The sequence below is a fragment of the Lysinibacillus sp. NPDC097868 genome (assembly GCF_044761135.1).
In the GTDB taxonomy this organism is placed as follows: Bacteria; Bacillota; Bacilli; order Bacillales_A; family Planococcaceae; genus Lysinibacillus.
Window position 1 is genome coordinate 139,367 of sequence record NZ_JBIWBS010000003.1, and the last position, 17,356, is coordinate 156,722.

Sequence of the window (17,356 nt, forward strand, 5' to 3'; positions counted from 1 at the left end):
ACCCCTATTTAAACTTTTCTATAAAATGGACAGCTTCTTTGATGTCTTTTTCAGGATTTGATCTCACTTCTCGTTCAATAGTTAAATAGCCATTGTATCCGATTTCCTGCAAAGCTAAAAAATAAAGCTCGAAATTGACATCTCCTTGTCCTAATGGAAGCTCTCTAAAAAACTCTCCATTTTCCACCATTTCTTCTATTTTATCATGAGATGTTCCAGAATCGTATCCTAAGTACCCATACACATCTTTGGGGTCCGTTGGCTGCAGTTGAATACCATCTTTTACATGTGTATGTACGATATAATTCTTTAAAAGTTTAACGCCAGCTACAGGGTCATCATTCGTTACCATCACCATGTTGGCAGGATCAAAATTAACCGATACACCATTTGTCGATAGTTTATCTAAAAATCCCTTTAATGTTTTAGTCGTTTCTGGACCCGTTTCAATCGCAAAGTAAGCATCTAATGATGTAGCATATTGACCTAATTCTTCACAGGCTTCGAGCATTGTTTGATAAATTGGATCATTTTCATCTTCAGGAACAATACCAATATGGGTTGTAACAATGGATGTTCCCAGATCCTTAGCTAATTGCATAATTTCTTTCGATTTTTTTATTTTCCAGGCATTTTCTGTTTTATCTTGAAAGCCATGTCCTCCTAAGTCTCCACATAATGCGGAGATTTCTAGACCTAACTCTAAAATGTACTGCTTCAATTCTGCTCTTTGTGCAGCATTTAAATTATCCGGGTCCAACTCACCTGAAACTGCATATATTTGTACCCCTTGTGCACCAACTTCTTTCGCCTTTAATAAACCTTCACGAATAGGCAAACGAAAACTATCTACTATCACGCCTATTTTATTGTCCAATTTCACCATCTTAATAAACAACTTCCTTTCCTTCAGTTGCAGATATATAAATGCCCTCTAAGATTTTCATAATTTCTACCCCATCTTCCACAGGTGCAACTGATTCATATTGATGAAGACAGCAATCAACAAATGAATTGATTTCATTTTGAAAAGCTTTCGCAAAATCAAATGTTAAATCGTTAATTTGCGGATGAATATTTAAAATCGTATTATGCTCTTCACTTACAATTTTCAACTCAGGCTCTAGCTCTGCTCCACCGTTCGTACCATATAGCTTAATACTGATTTCATCTTTGATTGCATGTAGTGTATAAGAAACGTCTACCATTAGCGACGCCCCATTCTCAAATGTAATAAGGGCATTCGCTAAGTCTTCTACTGTATTTTTAGTAGCATCATAGTCTGCAGCCTTGTAAAAAGATAAATTTTCAATATGATTTCTATTTCCTAATTGATTGTAAGTATGACCTGTTATACGTTTTACCTTTGGTCTACCCATTAAATACCAGCATATATCAATCACATGTACACCTAAATCAATTAAAGGGCCACCACCAGACTTATCGATTTCTGCAAACCAGCCTCCTGGATTACCTAATCTTCTTAGACATGAAGCTTTCGCATAATAAATATCGCCTAGTTTGTTATCGTCGATGAAGCTTTTCAGTACTTTGGTATTTGTTGCAAACCGTCTAACATAGCCCACTTGAAATACTTTCTGATGCTTTTGGGCAATCTTTTGAATGTTTAAAGCCTCCGCATAGGTCATGGATAAAGGCTTTTCGATTAGCACATGTAAGTCATTTTCTAATGCAAGAATTGCCAATTCGGCATGTGTATTATTCCATGTACAAATACTTACAGCATCTAGATTTTTGTCTGCGAATAACGCTTCCTTCGAAGAGAAAACATGAGTTGCTCCATATTGAGCTGCTTTTGCCTTACCTCGTTCAATGGAGGCATCATACACGCCATATAACTCAACCGCTGGATTTTTCATATAGGAGCCTAAATGATAATCGGAAATGGAACCTGTGCCGATTACACAAACTTTTAATTTATTCATATCCATCCCCCTTAGAGCTTGCACTCGTCCCATAAACGACGTACATTATCCATCCCTATTTTTGAACCAACTTGACAATCTTCCATGCCTTCAAATTCCACTGTAAGATAGCCATCATATCCACTGCCTTTTACGAGCTTAATAATTTCTCGAATATTTATATCGCCATGTCCGACAATAGCTCCTCTAATGTAATTGTTATGAACTGTACGGTACCATTCGCCCTCTCCTGGATTTTCATAATAAGGTCGAATATAAAAATCTTTGAAATGCACCGTAGCAGCATAAGGGATGTTTTTCATCACACCAATTAGAGGTTCTTCATCAATACATAAAAAATTTCCGATATCTAAAGTTGTTTTAAAGTTATCTCTGTTAACTGCATGAATTAATTGTTGTACACGATCACTTGTTTGAACATTAAAGCCGTGATTTTCAATCGTTGTCGTAATACCAAATTGTTTCGCGTAATCTGCAATCAACTGACAACCTCTAACCATTTCTTCAAAATGTTCATTGTAATAATGAATGGTTGTTAACTCCTTTGGTAAAGTAAAAAGCGTAACGTCATGGCGCATAATGTTAATGCCCATATGATGTACTACATCAATATGTTTCTTTAAGCGCTCAACTTCTTCTAGAAAAGCTTCCTCCGTATCCTGAATAAAGTTTGCTGGTAATGAATAGGCAGATAACGCTAGCCCTAGCTCTGCAGCTTTTTCTTTAATTTGTGTTGCAAGTTCATAGTTATCTACAACAGTAAATTCATAGGGTACTAATTCTACATGCTGTCCTCCGTTGTCTGCTACCCATTGCAAAACATCCAGAACATTCATTTCCCCCTGCCTCATTTTTTTGACCATACTGTATGTGCTTAACCCTATTTTCATTTATGAACACCCTCTCTATTAATTGACAAAGTGACATGCAACACTTTGCTCATCGTTAATTTTTTTCATTTCCGGAATAGCTTGCTTACATATATCTGATGCAAGGGGACACCTTGTGTGGAAGGTACAACCACTTGGCGGGTTTTTAGGATTCGGAATATCACCAGTTAAAACAATCTTCTTTTTTCGTAATGTTGGGTCTGCTATCGGCACGGAAGCAATGAGTGCTTGTGTATAAGGATGCTTAGGTTCATTAAATATAGTTTCTTTTCGCCCGATTTCTACAATGGACCCTAAATACATAACGCCTATATTATGGCTAATATGTTCTACAACACTTAAATCGTGTGAAATAAAAAGATAAGATATTTTATATTCTTGCTGCAATTGCTTTAATAGATTTAAAATTTGCGATTGTATAGATACATCCAACGCCGACACAGGCTCATCAGCAATAATTAATTTTGGTTTTGTTATTAAAGCGCGTGCAATACCTAAACGCTGTCTTTGTCCACCACTGAACTCATGTGCATAGCGGTCGGCATGTTCAGCATTTAATCCCACGACTTCCAACATTTCAAGAACTAGTTTTTCACGCTCGGCTTTTGAAAGTTTTGAATGAATTTCTAAAGGCTCACCAACAAGCTCCTTTACCTTCATTCGTGGATTCAATGAGGCATATGGATCTTGAAAAATCATTTGAACAGTTTGCCTTAAATGCTTTAATTCGGATTGCTTTGCAGTAGCTACTTCTTTCCCGCCCACAATAATACTTCCATTTGTTGGTGCTATTAATCTAGTGATTAACCTGCCTGTCGTAGATTTTCCACAACCACTTTCTCCAACTAGACTAAATGTCGTACCTTCTTCTATTTCAAAGGAAACATCTATGACTGCGTTAACATATTGCTTTTTTTGAAATAATCCACCCGCTGTTTGAAAGCTTTTTTTTAAATTCTCCACTTTTAAAATACTGTTAGGCATTTACTTTCACATCCTTTTTCGCATATAGCCAGCAGCTACATTGCCGTGTAGCTGAAATTCCCACTGTCGGTGGACTCTCCTGATGGCATATAGACATCGCTTCATTACATCGTGGAGCAAATTTACAACCATTTGGCATATTTTGCGGGGATGGTACTTGACCATTGATAGAATCTAATATTTCTTTGTTATCACCAATTTTCGGTACAGATGCAATTAATCCTTTTGTATAAGGATGCTTTGGGCTAGCAAATAACTCAAAGACATCTGCTTCCTCTACAACCTGCCCTGCATACATTACAACTACCTTATCGCACATTTCAGCAACAACACCTAAATCATGTGTGATTAATAGAATAGCTGTCTCATTTTCTTCCTTTAGATTTTTCATTAGCTCTAAAATTTGCGCTTGTATCGTGACATCAAGCGCAGTGGTTGGTTCGTCAGCAATAAGTAATTTAGGATGGCAGGCCATAGCCATAGCAATCATTACTCGCTGGCGCATTCCTCCTGATAGCTGATGTGGATATTCATAAATGATTTCCTCGGCTCTTCCTATACCCACACTTTTTAACGTTTGGATTGCGTGATGCTTGCTTTCGTTCTTCGGCAGCTTCAAATGCATCTCAATTGCTTCCATTAACTGCTTGCCAATTTTTAAGACAGGGTTTAAAGAAGTCATAGGCTCTTGAAAAATCATCGCCATTTGCTTGCCACGAATCTTCCGAATTTCAGATTCGGACATTTTCGTCAAGTCATGACCATTAAAATGTATAGAACCATTAACGATTTTGCCTGTAGTACCGTGGAATAATTGCATGATGGATAACGATGTTAAGCTTTTCCCGCTACCCGATTCTCCCACTAAGCCTAATATTTCTCCTTTACGGATGGAAAAATTGACACCCCTTAAAATCTTGATTTCCTTTTTATCACGCGTAAAGGACGTTTCTAAGTCAGTTACTCGCAATACATGTTCTGACATAGGCATTCTCCTTAATTATTTTTTATTTTTGGATCTAATACATCTCGTAATCCATCACCTATTAAGTTAAATGCCAGTACGGTTAAAAATATAGCAATGCCCGGCATGATGACTACGTGCGATGATGTTCCTAAATAGTCACGCCCGCTACTTAGCATTACCCCCCACTCAGGCATTTCAGGGCTGGCACCTAAGCCTAAAAAACTTAAACCAGAAGCTGCTAAAATGGCTGTTCCTATTCGCATTGTGACAAAAATGATTAATTCATTCATGGTTTCAGGGAAAATATGTTTCCACAGCACTCTAACATGCGAAGCTCCCATTGATTGAGCTGCCTCTACGTATACATTCTCTTTCGCATTCAATGTAGCACCTCTTACTAAACGGGCAAAAGATGGTACACTAAAAATCATCACAGCAATAATGACATTATTAATACCAGGACCTAATAAGGCTACAATAGCAATGGCTAACAATAAATCAGGGAATGAAAATAATACATCACAGCTACGCATGATGATTTTGTCAATCCACCCACCAAAGTAACCGCTAATTAAACCTAAAATCGTTCCTAGTATTAAGCCTAAAAATACGGCACTAAAACTTACCATCAAGGATATTTTTGCTCCTACTATTAAACGACTAAAAATATCTCGACCATACTCATCCGTTCCTGCCAAATGACTTGCACTTGGTCCCTCTAATAAAGCATCATAATTTGGTTCGAAAGGATCGTACGGCGCGATATAAGGACCAATAATAGCAACTACAATTAACAATCCTATAAAGATACTTGCTACCAATGCAGCCTTTTGTTTTTTAAAAGACTTCCAAAATTCTTTAAGAGGAGAGTATTTTCTTTGTGTATTTTGCACTTGGCTATTTTGCACAGTAGTTGGTGAAGTCATATTGTTCCCTCCCTTAAGAATCTAATTGGATTTTTGGATTTAACACTGTATAAAGTACATCTACGACTAAATTCACTAAAATAAATTCTAATGCAAATAACAGCAGTGCTGACTGAATAACGGGGTAATCTCGAAATGCGATAGAATCGATTAGAAGTCGTCCCATTCCTGGAAAACTAAAAACGGTCTCCACTACCACCGATCCACCTAATAGAAATCCAAATTGCAAGCCTGCTACCGTTACCACAGAAATTAAGGAATTTCTTAAAGCATGTGTCACAATAACGGAGCGTTCTTTCAATCCTTTTGCTCTCCCTGTTCTTATATAATCTGCTTGTAACGTTTCAAGCATGGAAGATCGAGTAAATCTAGCGATCATTGACATAATGCCAGCTCCTAATGTCAAGGAAGGTAAAATATAACTAGAAAAGCCATCTAATCCACCTGTCGGAAGTAACCCTAGTTGCACTGAAAATAATTGAATCAATAAAAGGCCCAGCCAAAATCCTGGAATCGAAATACCAGATACAGCCGTTACCATTCCAAAATAATCAGGCCATTTATTTTTATTGATGGCAGAAAAAACGCCAATCGCCAAACCCATTAATGTAGCCCAAAACATGGAAAGGAAAGTAAGTTGCAGAGAAGGCATAAACCTTGTTTTAAACATATCAATGACAGGTAGTCCTGTTGTTAATGATGTTCCAAGTTCACCCGTCACAAGATTTTTCATATAATCCACATATTGTTTAAGAATAGGTTTATCTAGACCCATCTCATGTCTTACATTTTCAACATCTTCTAGCGTGGCATCCTTACCAGCTACTAACCGTGCAGGGTCACCTGGTATGAAATGAATAAATAAAAATGTTAATATGGAAATGACAATTAAAATCGGTATCATTTCAACAGTTCTTCTTGCTATATATTTCCACACCGCGCCTTCCTCCTTTCTATTTTTGTAGAAAAGGAATTGACTAGCATCAATTCCTTTTACCGTGCATTACTCCACTTTGGCATTCTTTACATCAAGTCCACCTGTAGGGTTTACTAACACACCACTGACATTTGAGCGAACACCATATACAACCTCATCCACCCCTAAGAAAATCCAAGGCGTATCTTGATATACGATTTCCTGTAATTTTTCATATAGTTCAGCTTGGCGATCTACATCTGAAATGGAGTTAGCTTCATCCATTAATTGATCTGCCTCCGTGTTATTATAGTAAGCTGTATTTGCACCATTTGGTGGGAATGATACGCTATGGAAAAGAGGCTTTGTCGCGTTCGTTATATCCGAAGCATAGGCTGACCAACTCACATACCACATTTGTAATTTCGCATCATCTGGTGTTTGTGCACCATAGATTTCATCTGATAAAGTGCCTTCTTCCATTGATTTAATTTCTACTTTTACACCGATTTGACCTAACTGTTGTTGAATAAATTGCATACCTTTCATCGTATCTGAGTTTGTGTTCCCCCAGATTTCAATATCGAAGCCATCAGGATAGCCAGCCTCAGCCAATAATTCTTTTGCCTTTTCAATATTGTGTTCATATAATTTTTGTTGCTTATAATAAACTGTTTTTGAAGGAATAATGGAGTCTAATGGTAAACCTAACCCCGCATTAACCACTTTTATATAAGCATCTTTGTCCACAGCATAGTTAAAGGCTTGTCGAACTTTAATATCATTCAAAGGTTTCTTATAGGTATTTAATGAAACGTAGTGTGCAATTGTAGAAGGAACTTTATTAACTTCTACATCTTTACTTTTAGAAAGTTCATCAATATTTTGAGATGGCACTGGATAGATAACCTGTGCATCACCTGCTTTTAGCATCGCTACTCGTGATCCGTTTTCTGGTACTGGTTTATAGGTGATTTTAGAAACACGTTCTCCGCCACCCCAATAGCCATCAAAATTTTCAATTGTTAAATGGTCTCCTTGTACCCATTCAACAAATTTATAAGGACCTGTACCGACAGGTTTTTTAGGTATGTCTGCTAAATTATCTTTAATCATTTTTGGACTAATCATTTTGGCAACTCCGAAGCGAGTAATCATTGGACCGTATGGTTCTTTTAAAGTAACTTTAATCTCATAGTCACCTAGAATTTCAACATTGCTAATTAAGCTAAAACCACGAGAATATAAGCGTAAGCTTTCATCATTCATGATTCTTTCAATGTTAGCCTTTACAGCCTCAGCATTAAACTGTTCCCCGTCATGGAAAGTAACTCCTTCTCGAAGTTTGAACGTATATACAAGAGCGTCTTCACTTATTGAATAATCATCTGCTAAAACCTTAATTATTTGTCCATCTGCATCGAAGCCTAATAATCCTTCTAGCATCGTCTCCTGTACAGAATTCGAATTAGTATCCCCTGTGTTATGCGGATCCATTGAAATAAAATTTTCATTTACAGCGATGACAAGTTCATTTTTTGAACTAGCTGTGCCTGATTCTGTAGTAGACTTATCCCCAGTATTTGATGCGTTAGAATTATCTTTCTCTGCGCATGCTGCTAAAAGCAACGTACATAGTATGACAAAAACTAAATTTTTAACATAATTCATCTCATCTTCCCCCTTTGTAAAAATATATAAAAATATTTCTTATAACTTAAAATAAGAAATATAATTACTAAAAACATTTATTTTCTCCACTGCTGAAAATAAATAGACAAAAAATAAAACTATATTTTCTTACGATTAGTCAATTCAATTCAGGAAAGGCGTTGCTTCCTCAACTATCACAATTGCTTTTAATCAGAAAGTATAGTTCAAATAACAAGATGTATTTATTCCACCGCTGAAAATAAGTAAGTAAAAAAATATTCCCTTTCAGGACATTGTTTTAATAATCAGAAAATTTATTATTTTTTTACAACTATAAACTATGAAATCTAATATTTCCAGTGTTTTTTTAATAAAATTCAGAATTTTATAATTATTTTTATTGGACTATAATAATTAACCCGAAGATTATTTATGCTACAAAGTGCCACAATAAAAGTTCTAAAAGCCTTTATTAGCGGCTTTTAGAACTTTCGTGAATAGTTACTATAGCGTATTTATACTATCGACAACCACATTTAGGATGCGGTCAAGATCTTCTTGTACAATATTAAGTGGAGGTGATAACGTTAAGACATTATTATACCCTGCTACGGTAGCTCCATTTTTCCCAATGATGACACCTTGCCCTTTACATGCTGCAATGACAGCATTCACTTTTTCCACTGGTAAAGGTTCTTTCGAAACTTTATCTACAACTAATTCAATCCCAATCAATAAGCCTTTACCTCGCACATCTCCTACATTTGGATGCGTGTTTAAAGCATTTTGAAGTGTTTGTAGTGTTTTAGCTCCCACTTCCTTAGATCGCTCAAATAATGCTTCTCGCTCAAGAATTTCAATATTTTTCAACGCGACAGCACAGGCTACAGGAGATCCACCAAATGTGTTGACATGGCGGAAATAACCGTATGCATCTGTTCCTGTAAAGGCTTCATAAATTTCTCGTTTCACTGCCGTTGCTGACAGAGGTAAATAAGCACTTGTAATACCTTTAGCCATCGTTATAATATCAGGCTTCACATCATAATTCATAAAACCAAACGGCTTTCCTGTACGTCCAAACCCGCATATTACTTCATCGACAATCATTAAAGCCCCATGTTTTTTACAGACTGCCTCAATGCCCTTCATATAATTTTCTGGAGGCATGATAACACCACCACCTGTAATAATTGGTTCTAAGATCATCGCGGCAATGGTATCGCCGAGTTCCCATGTCATCATTTTATCAACGGCTTTTACACTCGCTAAGTCAGTTGGTGCTATCGAGTCATTTTCTGGTTCACGATATTGATCTGGCGGCGCTACATGAATAAAACCTGGTGATAGCGGTTCATATTTATATTTTCGTTCTGCTTGCCCAGTGGCAGCTAAAGCCCCAAACGAGTTTCCATGATATGCCCGATAACGTGAGACAATTTTATAGCGCGTACTTTCCCCTTTTTGTTGATGATATTGACGCGCTATTTTAAATGCCGTTTCATTTGCCTCAGAGCCACTATTCGAAAAGAAAACGACGTAATCGCCGCCAAGCATTTGGTTAATCTTTTCTGCTAATTCAACAGCGGGTAAATGGCCTTGTGATAGAGGCGCATATGCATTTTTCATCATTTGCTCATGTGCAACATCCGCTAATTCTTTACGCCCGTAGCCTACATTTACACACCATAACCCTGCCATTGCGTCAATGTATTCATTACCTTCTGTATCAACGATTCTTGCACCATCCGATTTTTCTACAACATACGTGGCTTGTGGATTATAGGGCTTCATTGAATGCCAGACATACTGTTCATCTTTTTTTAATACATCACTCTTAAGATTTGTTTGAACCATTTACATGCACCCCTTTAATTATATTAAGTTCTATTATTGAAGCAGCTTGAACTGTTCCACCTAATGTAATTTGTTTACTTGGAAAGGCAAATGAACCTGTTCCTGTAGATATCAAAACCCCATTTCCAAGCATGGTTATTAATTGTGTCACCCCTATTTGATTGAATTGTTTCTTACAAAAATTTTACATCTTCTAACAAAGCAATGTAATAGACATTCTGTATAATTCTATGATTTTGTTTTAAACATAATGTAAAATAGAATAAATAGTTTTTAAAGAGTATATGACGTTAATTAATAGCTAAATTATCACTTTTCACTTATAAGTCCATAATTCCCATTTACAACACGAACTTTGATTGGAGGGCTTCGATGAGTCAATATAAACTTCAGGTAAAGGATGTATTAGAGAATGAACACTTTAAAAGCGCCGAGGTCGTTGCAGGCAAGGATGGGTTATTACGCATTGTAAAGTGGGCTCATGTTATTGAAATTGTACAAGTTGATAATTTCCTAGCCGGGGACGAATTGGTTTTAACGACGGGGATTAGCTTACAGCATCATATTGAGGACTTTATCTTTTTCGTGGAGTCTCTAATTGAAAAAAACTGTGCAGCACTTTGCATAGAATACGGCACCTATTTACAAACAATACCAGAATCTATTCTTTCACTTGCTAACCGCCATGACTTCCCAATCATCGTTTTTCATGAGACAGTGCCTTTTGTTCGGATTACACAGGATTTACATAGCCAGATCATGAATCAACAATATTTTATGATTTCTTCATTAGAAACTTACTCACAAACTTTAAACAAAAACGCTCTTTTAGGACAAAACGTGGATGACATTTTGCAAACCCTCTATCAAGCGTTACGCACACAAATCATTTTTTCTATTAAAGGTCGGGACGCTATCTTTTTCCCAAATATGCCTCTAGCGAAAAGACAGCATTTATTAAATATGCCAAAATCATCAACACAACTTAAACATGAGCCTATTTTTATTGTCGATCAGCATTATGCGGATTTAACCCTTTATCGGGCAGATGGATTATTCTCAGAATTTGAATTACTTATTTTAGATCGTACGGCGACGGCACTAGCCCAGCTTTTAATGCGTGAATTTTATATAGAAGAGAAAAGAGATATTGAGGATGCAACGATTTTAGCGGATTGGATCGATGACAAGTTGACGAAAGAGGAAATCTATAAATTTATCGTGGCTCATCATTCTAACTTTACTTATTATAGTAGCGCGGTGTTTATTTTATCTTCACCTTATACAATCATGAAGGTACAAGAGGATATTGTGTATAGCAAGCTTTATTATCGAAATCTATTTGAACAAAATGGTTTCATCCCCTTTTTATTTGAAAGGAAGAGCTATGTGATATTCATTCTACTCCATACAAAAGATTGTAAAGCGAGTCGCGATTTATTAAATACGTTATTTTCTACGCTCCAAAAAACGGATTTTTATAAAAAGCAATTGTCGCAAGGGTATCAGCTAGCGATCGGTAAGGTTGTTTCGGATGTCGAGGAAATTCCAAAGAGCTATCAAACAGCTTTGGAAACATTATATATTTGTCGCAAAGTTCAAACGACATCGTTTTTTTATGATGACTTGCACTTGTACCACCTTATTTACAAATTACAAATGCAAGTGGATTTGCAAGAAGTCATTCAAGATTATTTACAGCCTGTTATTGAATATGATAAAAAATACAACAGCAAACTGCTAGAAACACTCCGAGTTTATTTACAAACGAATGGCTCAAAACAACAAACTGCCAATCAATTGTTTATTGTACGGCAAACACTTTATCATCGTCTAAAGAAGCTAGAAAGTTTGCTAGGTGAAAATTTTATGAAGGGTCACAATCGTATTACACTTGAGTTTATGTTACTTGCCAGTTCACTAATTGAAGATAAAACGTAAAATTAAGTAGACTTCCTAAAATTGTTTGAGTGCCTGGCACTTAACGTAAAAATCCACTTTGCTTTCCGCGCAGCAATTTGTAAGCCGCAGAAGTCTCCGTGGATTTTTACTTGGATATAGAATTCAGAATTGTTTGGGTGCCTGGCACTTATTTCTCAACAACGCCGCTATACAATCCAGGTCTTCGGTCATCATAAACTGGAATTCTTCCTCGTACTTCATCGACTATTGAAAAATCAACATCAATAACCGCTACTTCCTCATCATCTGCACCAACCCATAATACTTCTCCCCAAGGCTGAATAACCATAGATTGTCCATTAAAGTTTTCTACCTTGTTGGCAATACGATTTACAGCGATGACAAAGCATTGATTTTCAATTGCACGTGCCTGTAATAATGTTTTCCAATGGTCAATACGAGGTGTTGGCCATTGTGCTGGTACGAATAGAACCTTTGCACCATCTAATGCATGCGCACGTAACCATTCTGGAAAACGGATATCATAGCAAATAACGCCCGCCGCTTCAATATCCCCTAATGCAAAGCGGTTCATTTCATCACCCGCCTCTAAATATAGATGTTCATCCATCAAACGGAATAAATGTGCTTTACTATATTCGCCAACTTGCTTTCCTTCCTTATCAAACGTATACATCGTATTGTAAAATTTATCGCCCTTCTTCGTTGCGACAGAGCCACCCACAATATGTACACCAAGTTCGATTGATAAGCCTTGTAGAAACGCCTTTGCTCGCTCTCCGTCTGTATCTGCAAGTTCAGCTAATTTTTCAAGCGCGTAGCCAGTATTCCACATTTCGGGAAGTACAATAATTTCCGCACCTAAACTTGCCGCTTCGCGTATTTTTTCTTCAGCTCTCGCGAAGTTTTCTTCTACTTTGCCAAATCTTACGTTTAATTGAATACAACCTATTTTCATTTTTCATTCCCCCGTCCATTAGTAAAAAAATAGTTTTATAATTCAAGATACAAGTAATTCCAAACACTTCCAAAAGCATTTAGCTTACTACATTCCATTTTTCTATATCCCATTATATCATTGAGCGATCTTAGCTTGTCGATGATATGAAGGAAACCTTCCACGATAATCAATTTCGCACAATGACCATCATTTAATGTCTTGTTAATCACTTAGAATACTATAAATATACATATTTTTCGTTTAATGACAACAATAATTAATACTGATATACTCATTACATATATAGAATTAATAGTAAAACTTTTCTAGGCAATCCCTTTTAAATCATTATCAAGAAGGAAGGCGTCATTTTTATGGAAAGCGCATTTTTCGTTTTTTTACCTCTCTTAAGCTTATTAATCTACATAGCTCCAGTTGTTTTTGTCATTTGGTTTCTCCTTAAATTTCTTAAAGTACAACAAGAGCAATTACAAATCCTTAAAAATATTTCTGATAAGTTAGATAAGCAATAAAAAAGATGGGAATCCCCATCTTTTTTATTTTTTCGATTAACTCTCTTGGACTAGAGGAAAAGTGGCTTTCGAATTGAATTATAAACTGTATTAAAACTTCCAAACGGAAAGAAGGTTTGTTATGAAAAAGAAAGTAACAATCATTGCGACAGGATTTCTGTTCGTTTTCCTCCTATTATTTGGCACATATAAATTAATGAATTCGAGAGCGTATCAGTTGTTTGGGAATATAACGAATAAAGTAGAAACAACTCAAAAAGTGATTGCGTTGACTTTTGATGATGGACCAACAGATAACGTAAATAGGATACTGCCACTATTAGAAAAGTATCATGCCAAGGCGACCTTTTTTCTAATTGGTGAAGAAATTGAAAAACATCCAGACGAAGCAAAGAAAATTGCAGAAGAAGGACATCAAATTGGCAATCACACCTATTCTCATAATCGAATGGTTTTCAAAACCCCTTCTTATTATGAGAAAGAAATTGAAAAAACAGATCTACTAATTCGAAATACTGGATTTAAAGGAGAAATTGATGTTCGGCCTCCTAATGGCAAAAAACTTATAGGATTTCCATATTACCTAAAGAAACATAATAGAGAAACGATAACTTGGAATCTCGAACCAGATAGTTATTACAACTCAGCAATAGACAAAGTAAATTATGTAAAAGAAAACATTGAACCTGGTTCGATTATTTTAATTCATCCAATGTATGATAAAACCGATAATGTACTTGAAACAATTGAAGGCATTTTACAAGAGCTTTCAAAGGATGGCTATACATTTGTTACCATGGATGAACTTCAGGATTTATAAAACATATGAGATAGCTTAAAGAAACTGAATTTGAAACTAATGTCACTCATTCGAGTGGCATTTTTAGGAGGCAAAATGAAATATATAAAAGGGTTTTTAGGTTTCATTATGATGTTGTTTGGAATTATGCTCATCGCTATAACAATTGATGATGAGCTAATTAAAAATAGTCTTTTAAGAATAGTCGGCGCATTCTTCATTTTCTTTGGTACTGATACATTACATCGACAATTCCATCCCGATAAGTACAAAAAAGACCTAGGTAGCAATTAGACGTATTTTTAAAATTAATTCTCACAAAATAAATTAGGAGTGAAAAACGAAAGGAGATATTTGTGAAAAAATTAACATTTATAGTCATTGCTACTTTATTTATTTCTAATTCGATATCATTTAGCGATGTAGTTAACGCTGAAGAAAATACGAATTACTCTACAACAGAAAAACAATATGAATATAGCCTTCAATATAATTATGAAGAGATTTATGCGTTATTAAAATTGACTGAAGAGGAGTTTAATTTATATTGGCAACAAGGGCTTTCTATTGCAGAAATGGCTGGCTGAGAAACAAGGAATTGACAGAAGTGTATTAGAAGAATATTTTGTAACTTTCCATCATAAAGTTCTACGAGAATGGCAAATACGCGACGAAGTACCTGAACATCTTTACTTCACACAAGTTTATCGATTAAAAGATGAAATTACCGAATTTATAGATCGTAATCCAAACAAAGACCAGGCTCAAAATTAATTGAGTCCTGGCTTTGCCTTTCGCATAAGTCTCTTTTTAGTCTTCTTTTTACGTTTTTTACCCTTGATAAAGAAAGACTATAGACAATCTATTGAAAAAGTAATAGTATTTGCAACATATCTATAATAATTATTATATTCTGAAAAAGGTGAGCATACATGGAATTATCGAGAAAACTACAGCAACTCCCAACTCAATTTTTTGCCGCACTTGTTCAAAAGGTCAATGCAGCACTAGCGGAAGGGCGCGACATTATTAATCTTGGTCAGGGCAATCCCGACCAACCGACTCCCCCACACATTATTAAAGCGCTTCAAGAGGCTGCAGAAAACCCACAGCATCATAAATACTCCCCTTTCCGTGGTATTACTGAATTACGCCAAGCTGCGACTGCGTTTTATAAACGTGAATACAATGTGGATATTAATCCTGATACAGAAGTAGCCATTTTAGGCGGAACGAAAATTGGTCTTGTGGAACTACCAATGGCCGTTTTAAATCCTGGTGACACAATGCTATTACCCGATCCCGGGTATCCAGATTATCTATCTGGTGTTGTATTAGGTGAAGTTCAATATGATGTGATGCCACTTTTTGCAGAAAATGATTTCTTACCTGACTATGATGCATTGTCCGATGAAGTAAAAGAAAGAGCTAAGCTTCTTTACTTGAATTATCCGAACAATCCTACTGGTGGAACAGCCACACTTGAATTTTTCGAAGAAACCGTAAGATTTGCTAAAGAGCATCAAATTATCATAGCACACGATTTCGCCTACGGTGCGATTGGTTTTGATGGCAATAAACCAGTTAGCTTCTTGCAGGCAGACGGTGCTAAAGATGTCGGCATTGAACTGTATACATTATCAAAAACCTATAATATGGCTGGCTGGCGCATCGGTTTCGCAGTCGGAAATGCTCAAATTATAGAGGCTATTAACCTTATTCAAGATCATTTATTCTGTAGCCAATTTCCTGCTATTCAGCAGGCAGCAGCTGTCGCTTTAACTTCTTCACAAACTTGTGCTCAGGAACTTAACGCGACATATGAGCGCCGTCGAAATGTCCTAATGGAAGAAGCCCATCGTATTGGTTGGCAAGTAACAGCTCCAAAAGGTTCATTTTTTGCATGGCTCCCAGTTCCATTAGGTTACACAAGTGAACAATTTGCCGATTTATTACTTGATAAAGCCGATATTGCAGTAGCTGCTGGCAATGGCTTTGGACAGTTCGGTGAAGGCTATGTACGTGTCGGCTTACTCGTTAGTGAAGAACGCCTACGAGAAGCTATTGGCCGTATTGAAAAGCTTAATCTATTTAAACTATAATTTACTAATATAAAAGTAAGAAGCACTCGCCATATGACGAGTGCTTCTTATTTTTTTATTATTTACGTTTTTCCATCCACTCTGGTTTACCAAAGCCTTTGAATTCTGCGTCAATTACTTCTTCAAATTTAGCCGATTCTACAATTTCAACTAGGTCCTTTGATAATTGTGAATCTTTGTTATCAGCCTTCACCGCAATAACGTTACGGAATTGGTCAGGCATGTTTTCTAAAAATACTGCATTTAGTAAATCTAATCCCGCTGCTAATGCGAAGTTACCAGGTACTCCTGCTAAATCAACACTTTCTACTGTTCGCGGAAGTGCTGCAGCCTCAATCGGTTGGAATACTAAATTTTTGTCATTTTTCACTACATCTTTTTCTGATGCTTTTAATTCTTCGATGCTAGGGTCAATCTCGATTAAGCCTTGCTCCTGCAATGATAATAATGTACGTGCTGCATTTGAAGGATCGTTGGCAATTGCCACTGTTGCACCATCAGGAATTTCATCGATTGATTTATATTTGTTTGAGAAAAAGCCCATTGGCGCTGTCGGTACAATAATTAATGCTTCTAAATCCATGTTGTTTTGCTCTTCAAAGTTTTCTAAGTATTTCGTATGCTGGAATAAGTTCGCATCAATATCGCCATTATCTAAAGCTTTGTTTGGTTGCACATAATCACTGAATTCTACTAATTCAACTTTGTAACCTTTTTCTTCAAGCTGTGGAATAATTGCTTTTTTAAGCATATCACTATAAGGACCTGCTGTTGCCCCTAGTTTAATAGATTTGCTTTCCCCTGCTGCATCTGAACCCTTTTTTGAATCGGATCCTTTGTCGCTTGAACCACATGCTGCTAAAACGACAGCAAGAATGATTGTTAAAAATGCTAGTAATGATTTTCTCATCTTTTCTTTC

17 protein-coding genes are annotated in these 17,356 nt (G+C 36.3%); 6 read left to right on the top strand and 11 right to left on the bottom strand.

Annotation, left to right across the window (positions count from 1 at the left end; translation table 11 throughout):
- Positions 1-4: 4 nt before the first annotated feature.
- The 9 genes from ACIQXJ_RS17515 to ACIQXJ_RS17555 all read right to left on the bottom strand — a co-directional run bounded on the left by ACIQXJ_RS17515 (position 5) and on the right by ACIQXJ_RS17555 (position 10,139).
- Positions 5-886, bottom strand: a complete 882-nt coding sequence (locus tag ACIQXJ_RS17515; RefSeq protein WP_403056424.1) for a sugar phosphate isomerase/epimerase family protein — start codon at positions 884-886, stop codon at positions 5-7.
- Position 887: 1 nt separating this feature from the next.
- Positions 888-1,946, bottom strand: a complete 1,059-nt coding sequence (locus ACIQXJ_RS17520; protein WP_403056163.1) for a Gfo/Idh/MocA family protein — start codon at positions 1,944-1,946, stop codon at positions 888-890.
- An 11-nt stretch (positions 1,947-1,957) separates the two neighbouring features.
- Entirely contained in the window at positions 1,958-2,836 is an 879-nt protein-coding gene (locus tag ACIQXJ_RS17525; protein WP_403056160.1) for a sugar phosphate isomerase/epimerase family protein, read from the bottom strand.
- Positions 2,837-2,854: 18 nt separating this feature from the next.
- The gene (locus ACIQXJ_RS17530) at positions 2,855-3,820 is read right to left on the bottom strand and encodes an ABC transporter ATP-binding protein (protein ID WP_403056157.1); all 966 of its coding nucleotides are present in this window, start codon (positions 3,818-3,820) and stop codon (positions 2,855-2,857) included.
- The gene (locus ACIQXJ_RS17535; RefSeq protein ID WP_403056154.1) at positions 3,813-4,805 is read right to left on the bottom strand and encodes an ABC transporter ATP-binding protein; all 993 of its coding nucleotides are present in this window, start codon (positions 4,803-4,805) and stop codon (positions 3,813-3,815) included. The genes ACIQXJ_RS17530 and ACIQXJ_RS17535 overlap by 8 nt, the downstream gene beginning before the upstream one ends.
- An 11-nt stretch (positions 4,806-4,816) precedes the next feature.
- A complete protein-coding gene (locus ACIQXJ_RS17540) occupies positions 4,817-5,713 on the bottom strand; it encodes an ABC transporter permease (protein ID WP_401010913.1) in 897 nt (298 codons plus the stop codon).
- Between the two features lie 13 nt (positions 5,714-5,726).
- Positions 5,727-6,650 carry a nickel ABC transporter permease gene (gene nikB, locus ACIQXJ_RS17545; protein ID WP_401010915.1) on the bottom strand — a complete coding sequence of 308 codons (924 nt, stop codon included), beginning with the start codon at positions 6,648-6,650 and terminating at the stop codon, positions 5,727-5,729.
- Positions 6,651-6,716: 66 nt separating this feature from the next.
- A complete protein-coding gene (locus ACIQXJ_RS17550) occupies positions 6,717-8,300 on the bottom strand; it encodes a glutathione ABC transporter substrate-binding protein (protein ID WP_403056150.1) in 1,584 nt (527 codons plus the stop codon).
- Between the two features lie 486 nt (positions 8,301-8,786).
- A complete protein-coding gene (locus ACIQXJ_RS17555) occupies positions 8,787-10,139 on the bottom strand; it encodes an aspartate aminotransferase family protein (protein ID WP_403056147.1) in 1,353 nt (450 codons plus the stop codon).
- A gap of 372 nt (positions 10,140-10,511) precedes the next feature.
- Here ACIQXJ_RS17555 and ACIQXJ_RS17560 point away from each other — a divergent pair, with 372 nt between their 5' ends.
- Entirely contained in the window at positions 10,512-12,080 is a 1,569-nt protein-coding gene (locus tag ACIQXJ_RS17560; RefSeq protein ID WP_403056144.1) for a PucR family transcriptional regulator, read from the top strand.
- Positions 12,081-12,228: 148 nt separating this feature from the next.
- Here ACIQXJ_RS17560 and ACIQXJ_RS17565 read toward each other — a convergent pair whose 3' ends face one another.
- Positions 12,229-13,020, bottom strand: a complete 792-nt coding sequence (locus ACIQXJ_RS17565) for a carbon-nitrogen family hydrolase (protein WP_403056141.1) — start codon at positions 13,018-13,020, stop codon at positions 12,229-12,231.
- 636 nt (positions 13,021-13,656) lie between these two features.
- Here ACIQXJ_RS17565 and ACIQXJ_RS17570 point away from each other — a divergent pair.
- From ACIQXJ_RS17570 to ACIQXJ_RS17590, 5 genes are all read left to right on the top strand, one after another.
- On the top strand, positions 13,657-14,355 hold the full coding sequence (locus tag ACIQXJ_RS17570) for a polysaccharide deacetylase family protein (protein ID WP_403056138.1): 699 nt from the start codon (positions 13,657-13,659) through the stop codon (positions 14,353-14,355).
- A 75-nt stretch (positions 14,356-14,430) separates the two neighbouring features.
- Positions 14,431-14,628 carry a hypothetical protein gene (locus ACIQXJ_RS17575; protein ID WP_403056135.1) on the top strand — a complete coding sequence of 66 codons (198 nt, stop codon included), beginning with the start codon at positions 14,431-14,433 and terminating at the stop codon, positions 14,626-14,628.
- Positions 14,629-14,690: 62 nt separating this feature from the next.
- Positions 14,691-14,921 carry a hypothetical protein gene (locus ACIQXJ_RS17580; RefSeq protein ID WP_403056132.1) on the top strand — a complete coding sequence of 77 codons (231 nt, stop codon included), beginning with the start codon at positions 14,691-14,693 and terminating at the stop codon, positions 14,919-14,921.
- Positions 14,902-15,108 (top strand): hypothetical protein, encoded by a 207-nt coding sequence (locus tag ACIQXJ_RS17585; RefSeq protein WP_403056130.1) that lies wholly within the window; start codon positions 14,902-14,904, stop codon positions 15,106-15,108. The genes ACIQXJ_RS17580 and ACIQXJ_RS17585 overlap by 20 nt, the downstream gene beginning before the upstream one ends.
- Before the next feature lie 158 nt (positions 15,109-15,266).
- Positions 15,267-16,436, top strand: a complete 1,170-nt coding sequence (locus ACIQXJ_RS17590; RefSeq protein ID WP_403056127.1) for a pyridoxal phosphate-dependent aminotransferase — start codon at positions 15,267-15,269, stop codon at positions 16,434-16,436.
- Between the two features lie 58 nt (positions 16,437-16,494).
- On the opposite strand, the gene ACIQXJ_RS17595 is transcribed toward ACIQXJ_RS17590, so the two are convergent.
- Positions 16,495-17,346 (bottom strand): MetQ/NlpA family ABC transporter substrate-binding protein, encoded by an 852-nt coding sequence (locus ACIQXJ_RS17595; RefSeq protein ID WP_403056124.1) that lies wholly within the window; start codon positions 17,344-17,346, stop codon positions 16,495-16,497.
- Positions 17,347-17,356 lie beyond the last annotated feature (10 nt).

What these genes read in the sequence shown, in the direction of transcription:
- ACIQXJ_RS17515 (WP_403056424.1), bottom strand. Translation starts at nt 886, where the DNA reads ATGGTGAAATTGGACAATAAAATAGGCGTGATAGTAGATAGTTTTCGT.
- ACIQXJ_RS17520 (WP_403056163.1), bottom strand. Translation starts at nt 1,946, where the DNA reads ATGAATAAATTAAAAGTTTGTGTAATCGGCACAGGTTCCATTTCCGAT.
- ACIQXJ_RS17525 (WP_403056160.1), bottom strand. Translation starts at nt 2,836, where the DNA reads ATGAAAATAGGGTTAAGCACATACAGTATGGTCAAAAAAATGAGGCAG.
- ACIQXJ_RS17530 (WP_403056157.1), bottom strand. Translation starts at nt 3,820, where the DNA reads ATGCCTAACAGTATTTTAAAAGTGGAGAATTTAAAAAAAAGCTTTCAA.
- ACIQXJ_RS17535 (WP_403056154.1), bottom strand. Translation starts at nt 4,805, where the DNA reads ATGTCAGAACATGTATTGCGAGTAACTGACTTAGAAACGTCCTTTACG.
- ACIQXJ_RS17540 (WP_401010913.1), bottom strand. Translation starts at nt 5,713, where the DNA reads ATGACTTCACCAACTACTGTGCAAAATAGCCAAGTGCAAAATACACAA.
- ACIQXJ_RS17550 (WP_403056150.1), bottom strand. Translation starts at nt 8,300, where the DNA reads ATGAATTATGTTAAAAATTTAGTTTTTGTCATACTATGTACGTTGCTT.
- ACIQXJ_RS17555 (WP_403056147.1), bottom strand. Translation starts at nt 10,139, where the DNA reads ATGGTTCAAACAAATCTTAAGAGTGATGTATTAAAAAAAGATGAACAG.
- ACIQXJ_RS17560 (WP_403056144.1), top strand. Translation starts at nt 10,512, where the DNA reads ATGAGTCAATATAAACTTCAGGTAAAGGATGTATTAGAGAATGAACAC.
- ACIQXJ_RS17565 (WP_403056141.1), bottom strand. Translation starts at nt 13,020, where the DNA reads ATGAAAATAGGTTGTATTCAATTAAACGTAAGATTTGGCAAAGTAGAA.
- ACIQXJ_RS17570 (WP_403056138.1), top strand. Translation starts at nt 13,657, where the DNA reads ATGAAAAAGAAAGTAACAATCATTGCGACAGGATTTCTGTTCGTTTTC.
- ACIQXJ_RS17575 (WP_403056135.1), top strand. Translation starts at nt 14,431, where the DNA reads ATGAAATATATAAAAGGGTTTTTAGGTTTCATTATGATGTTGTTTGGA.
- ACIQXJ_RS17590 (WP_403056127.1), top strand. Translation starts at nt 15,267, where the DNA reads ATGGAATTATCGAGAAAACTACAGCAACTCCCAACTCAATTTTTTGCC.
- ACIQXJ_RS17595 (WP_403056124.1), bottom strand. Translation starts at nt 17,346, where the DNA reads ATGAGAAAATCATTACTAGCATTTTTAACAATCATTCTTGCTGTCGTT.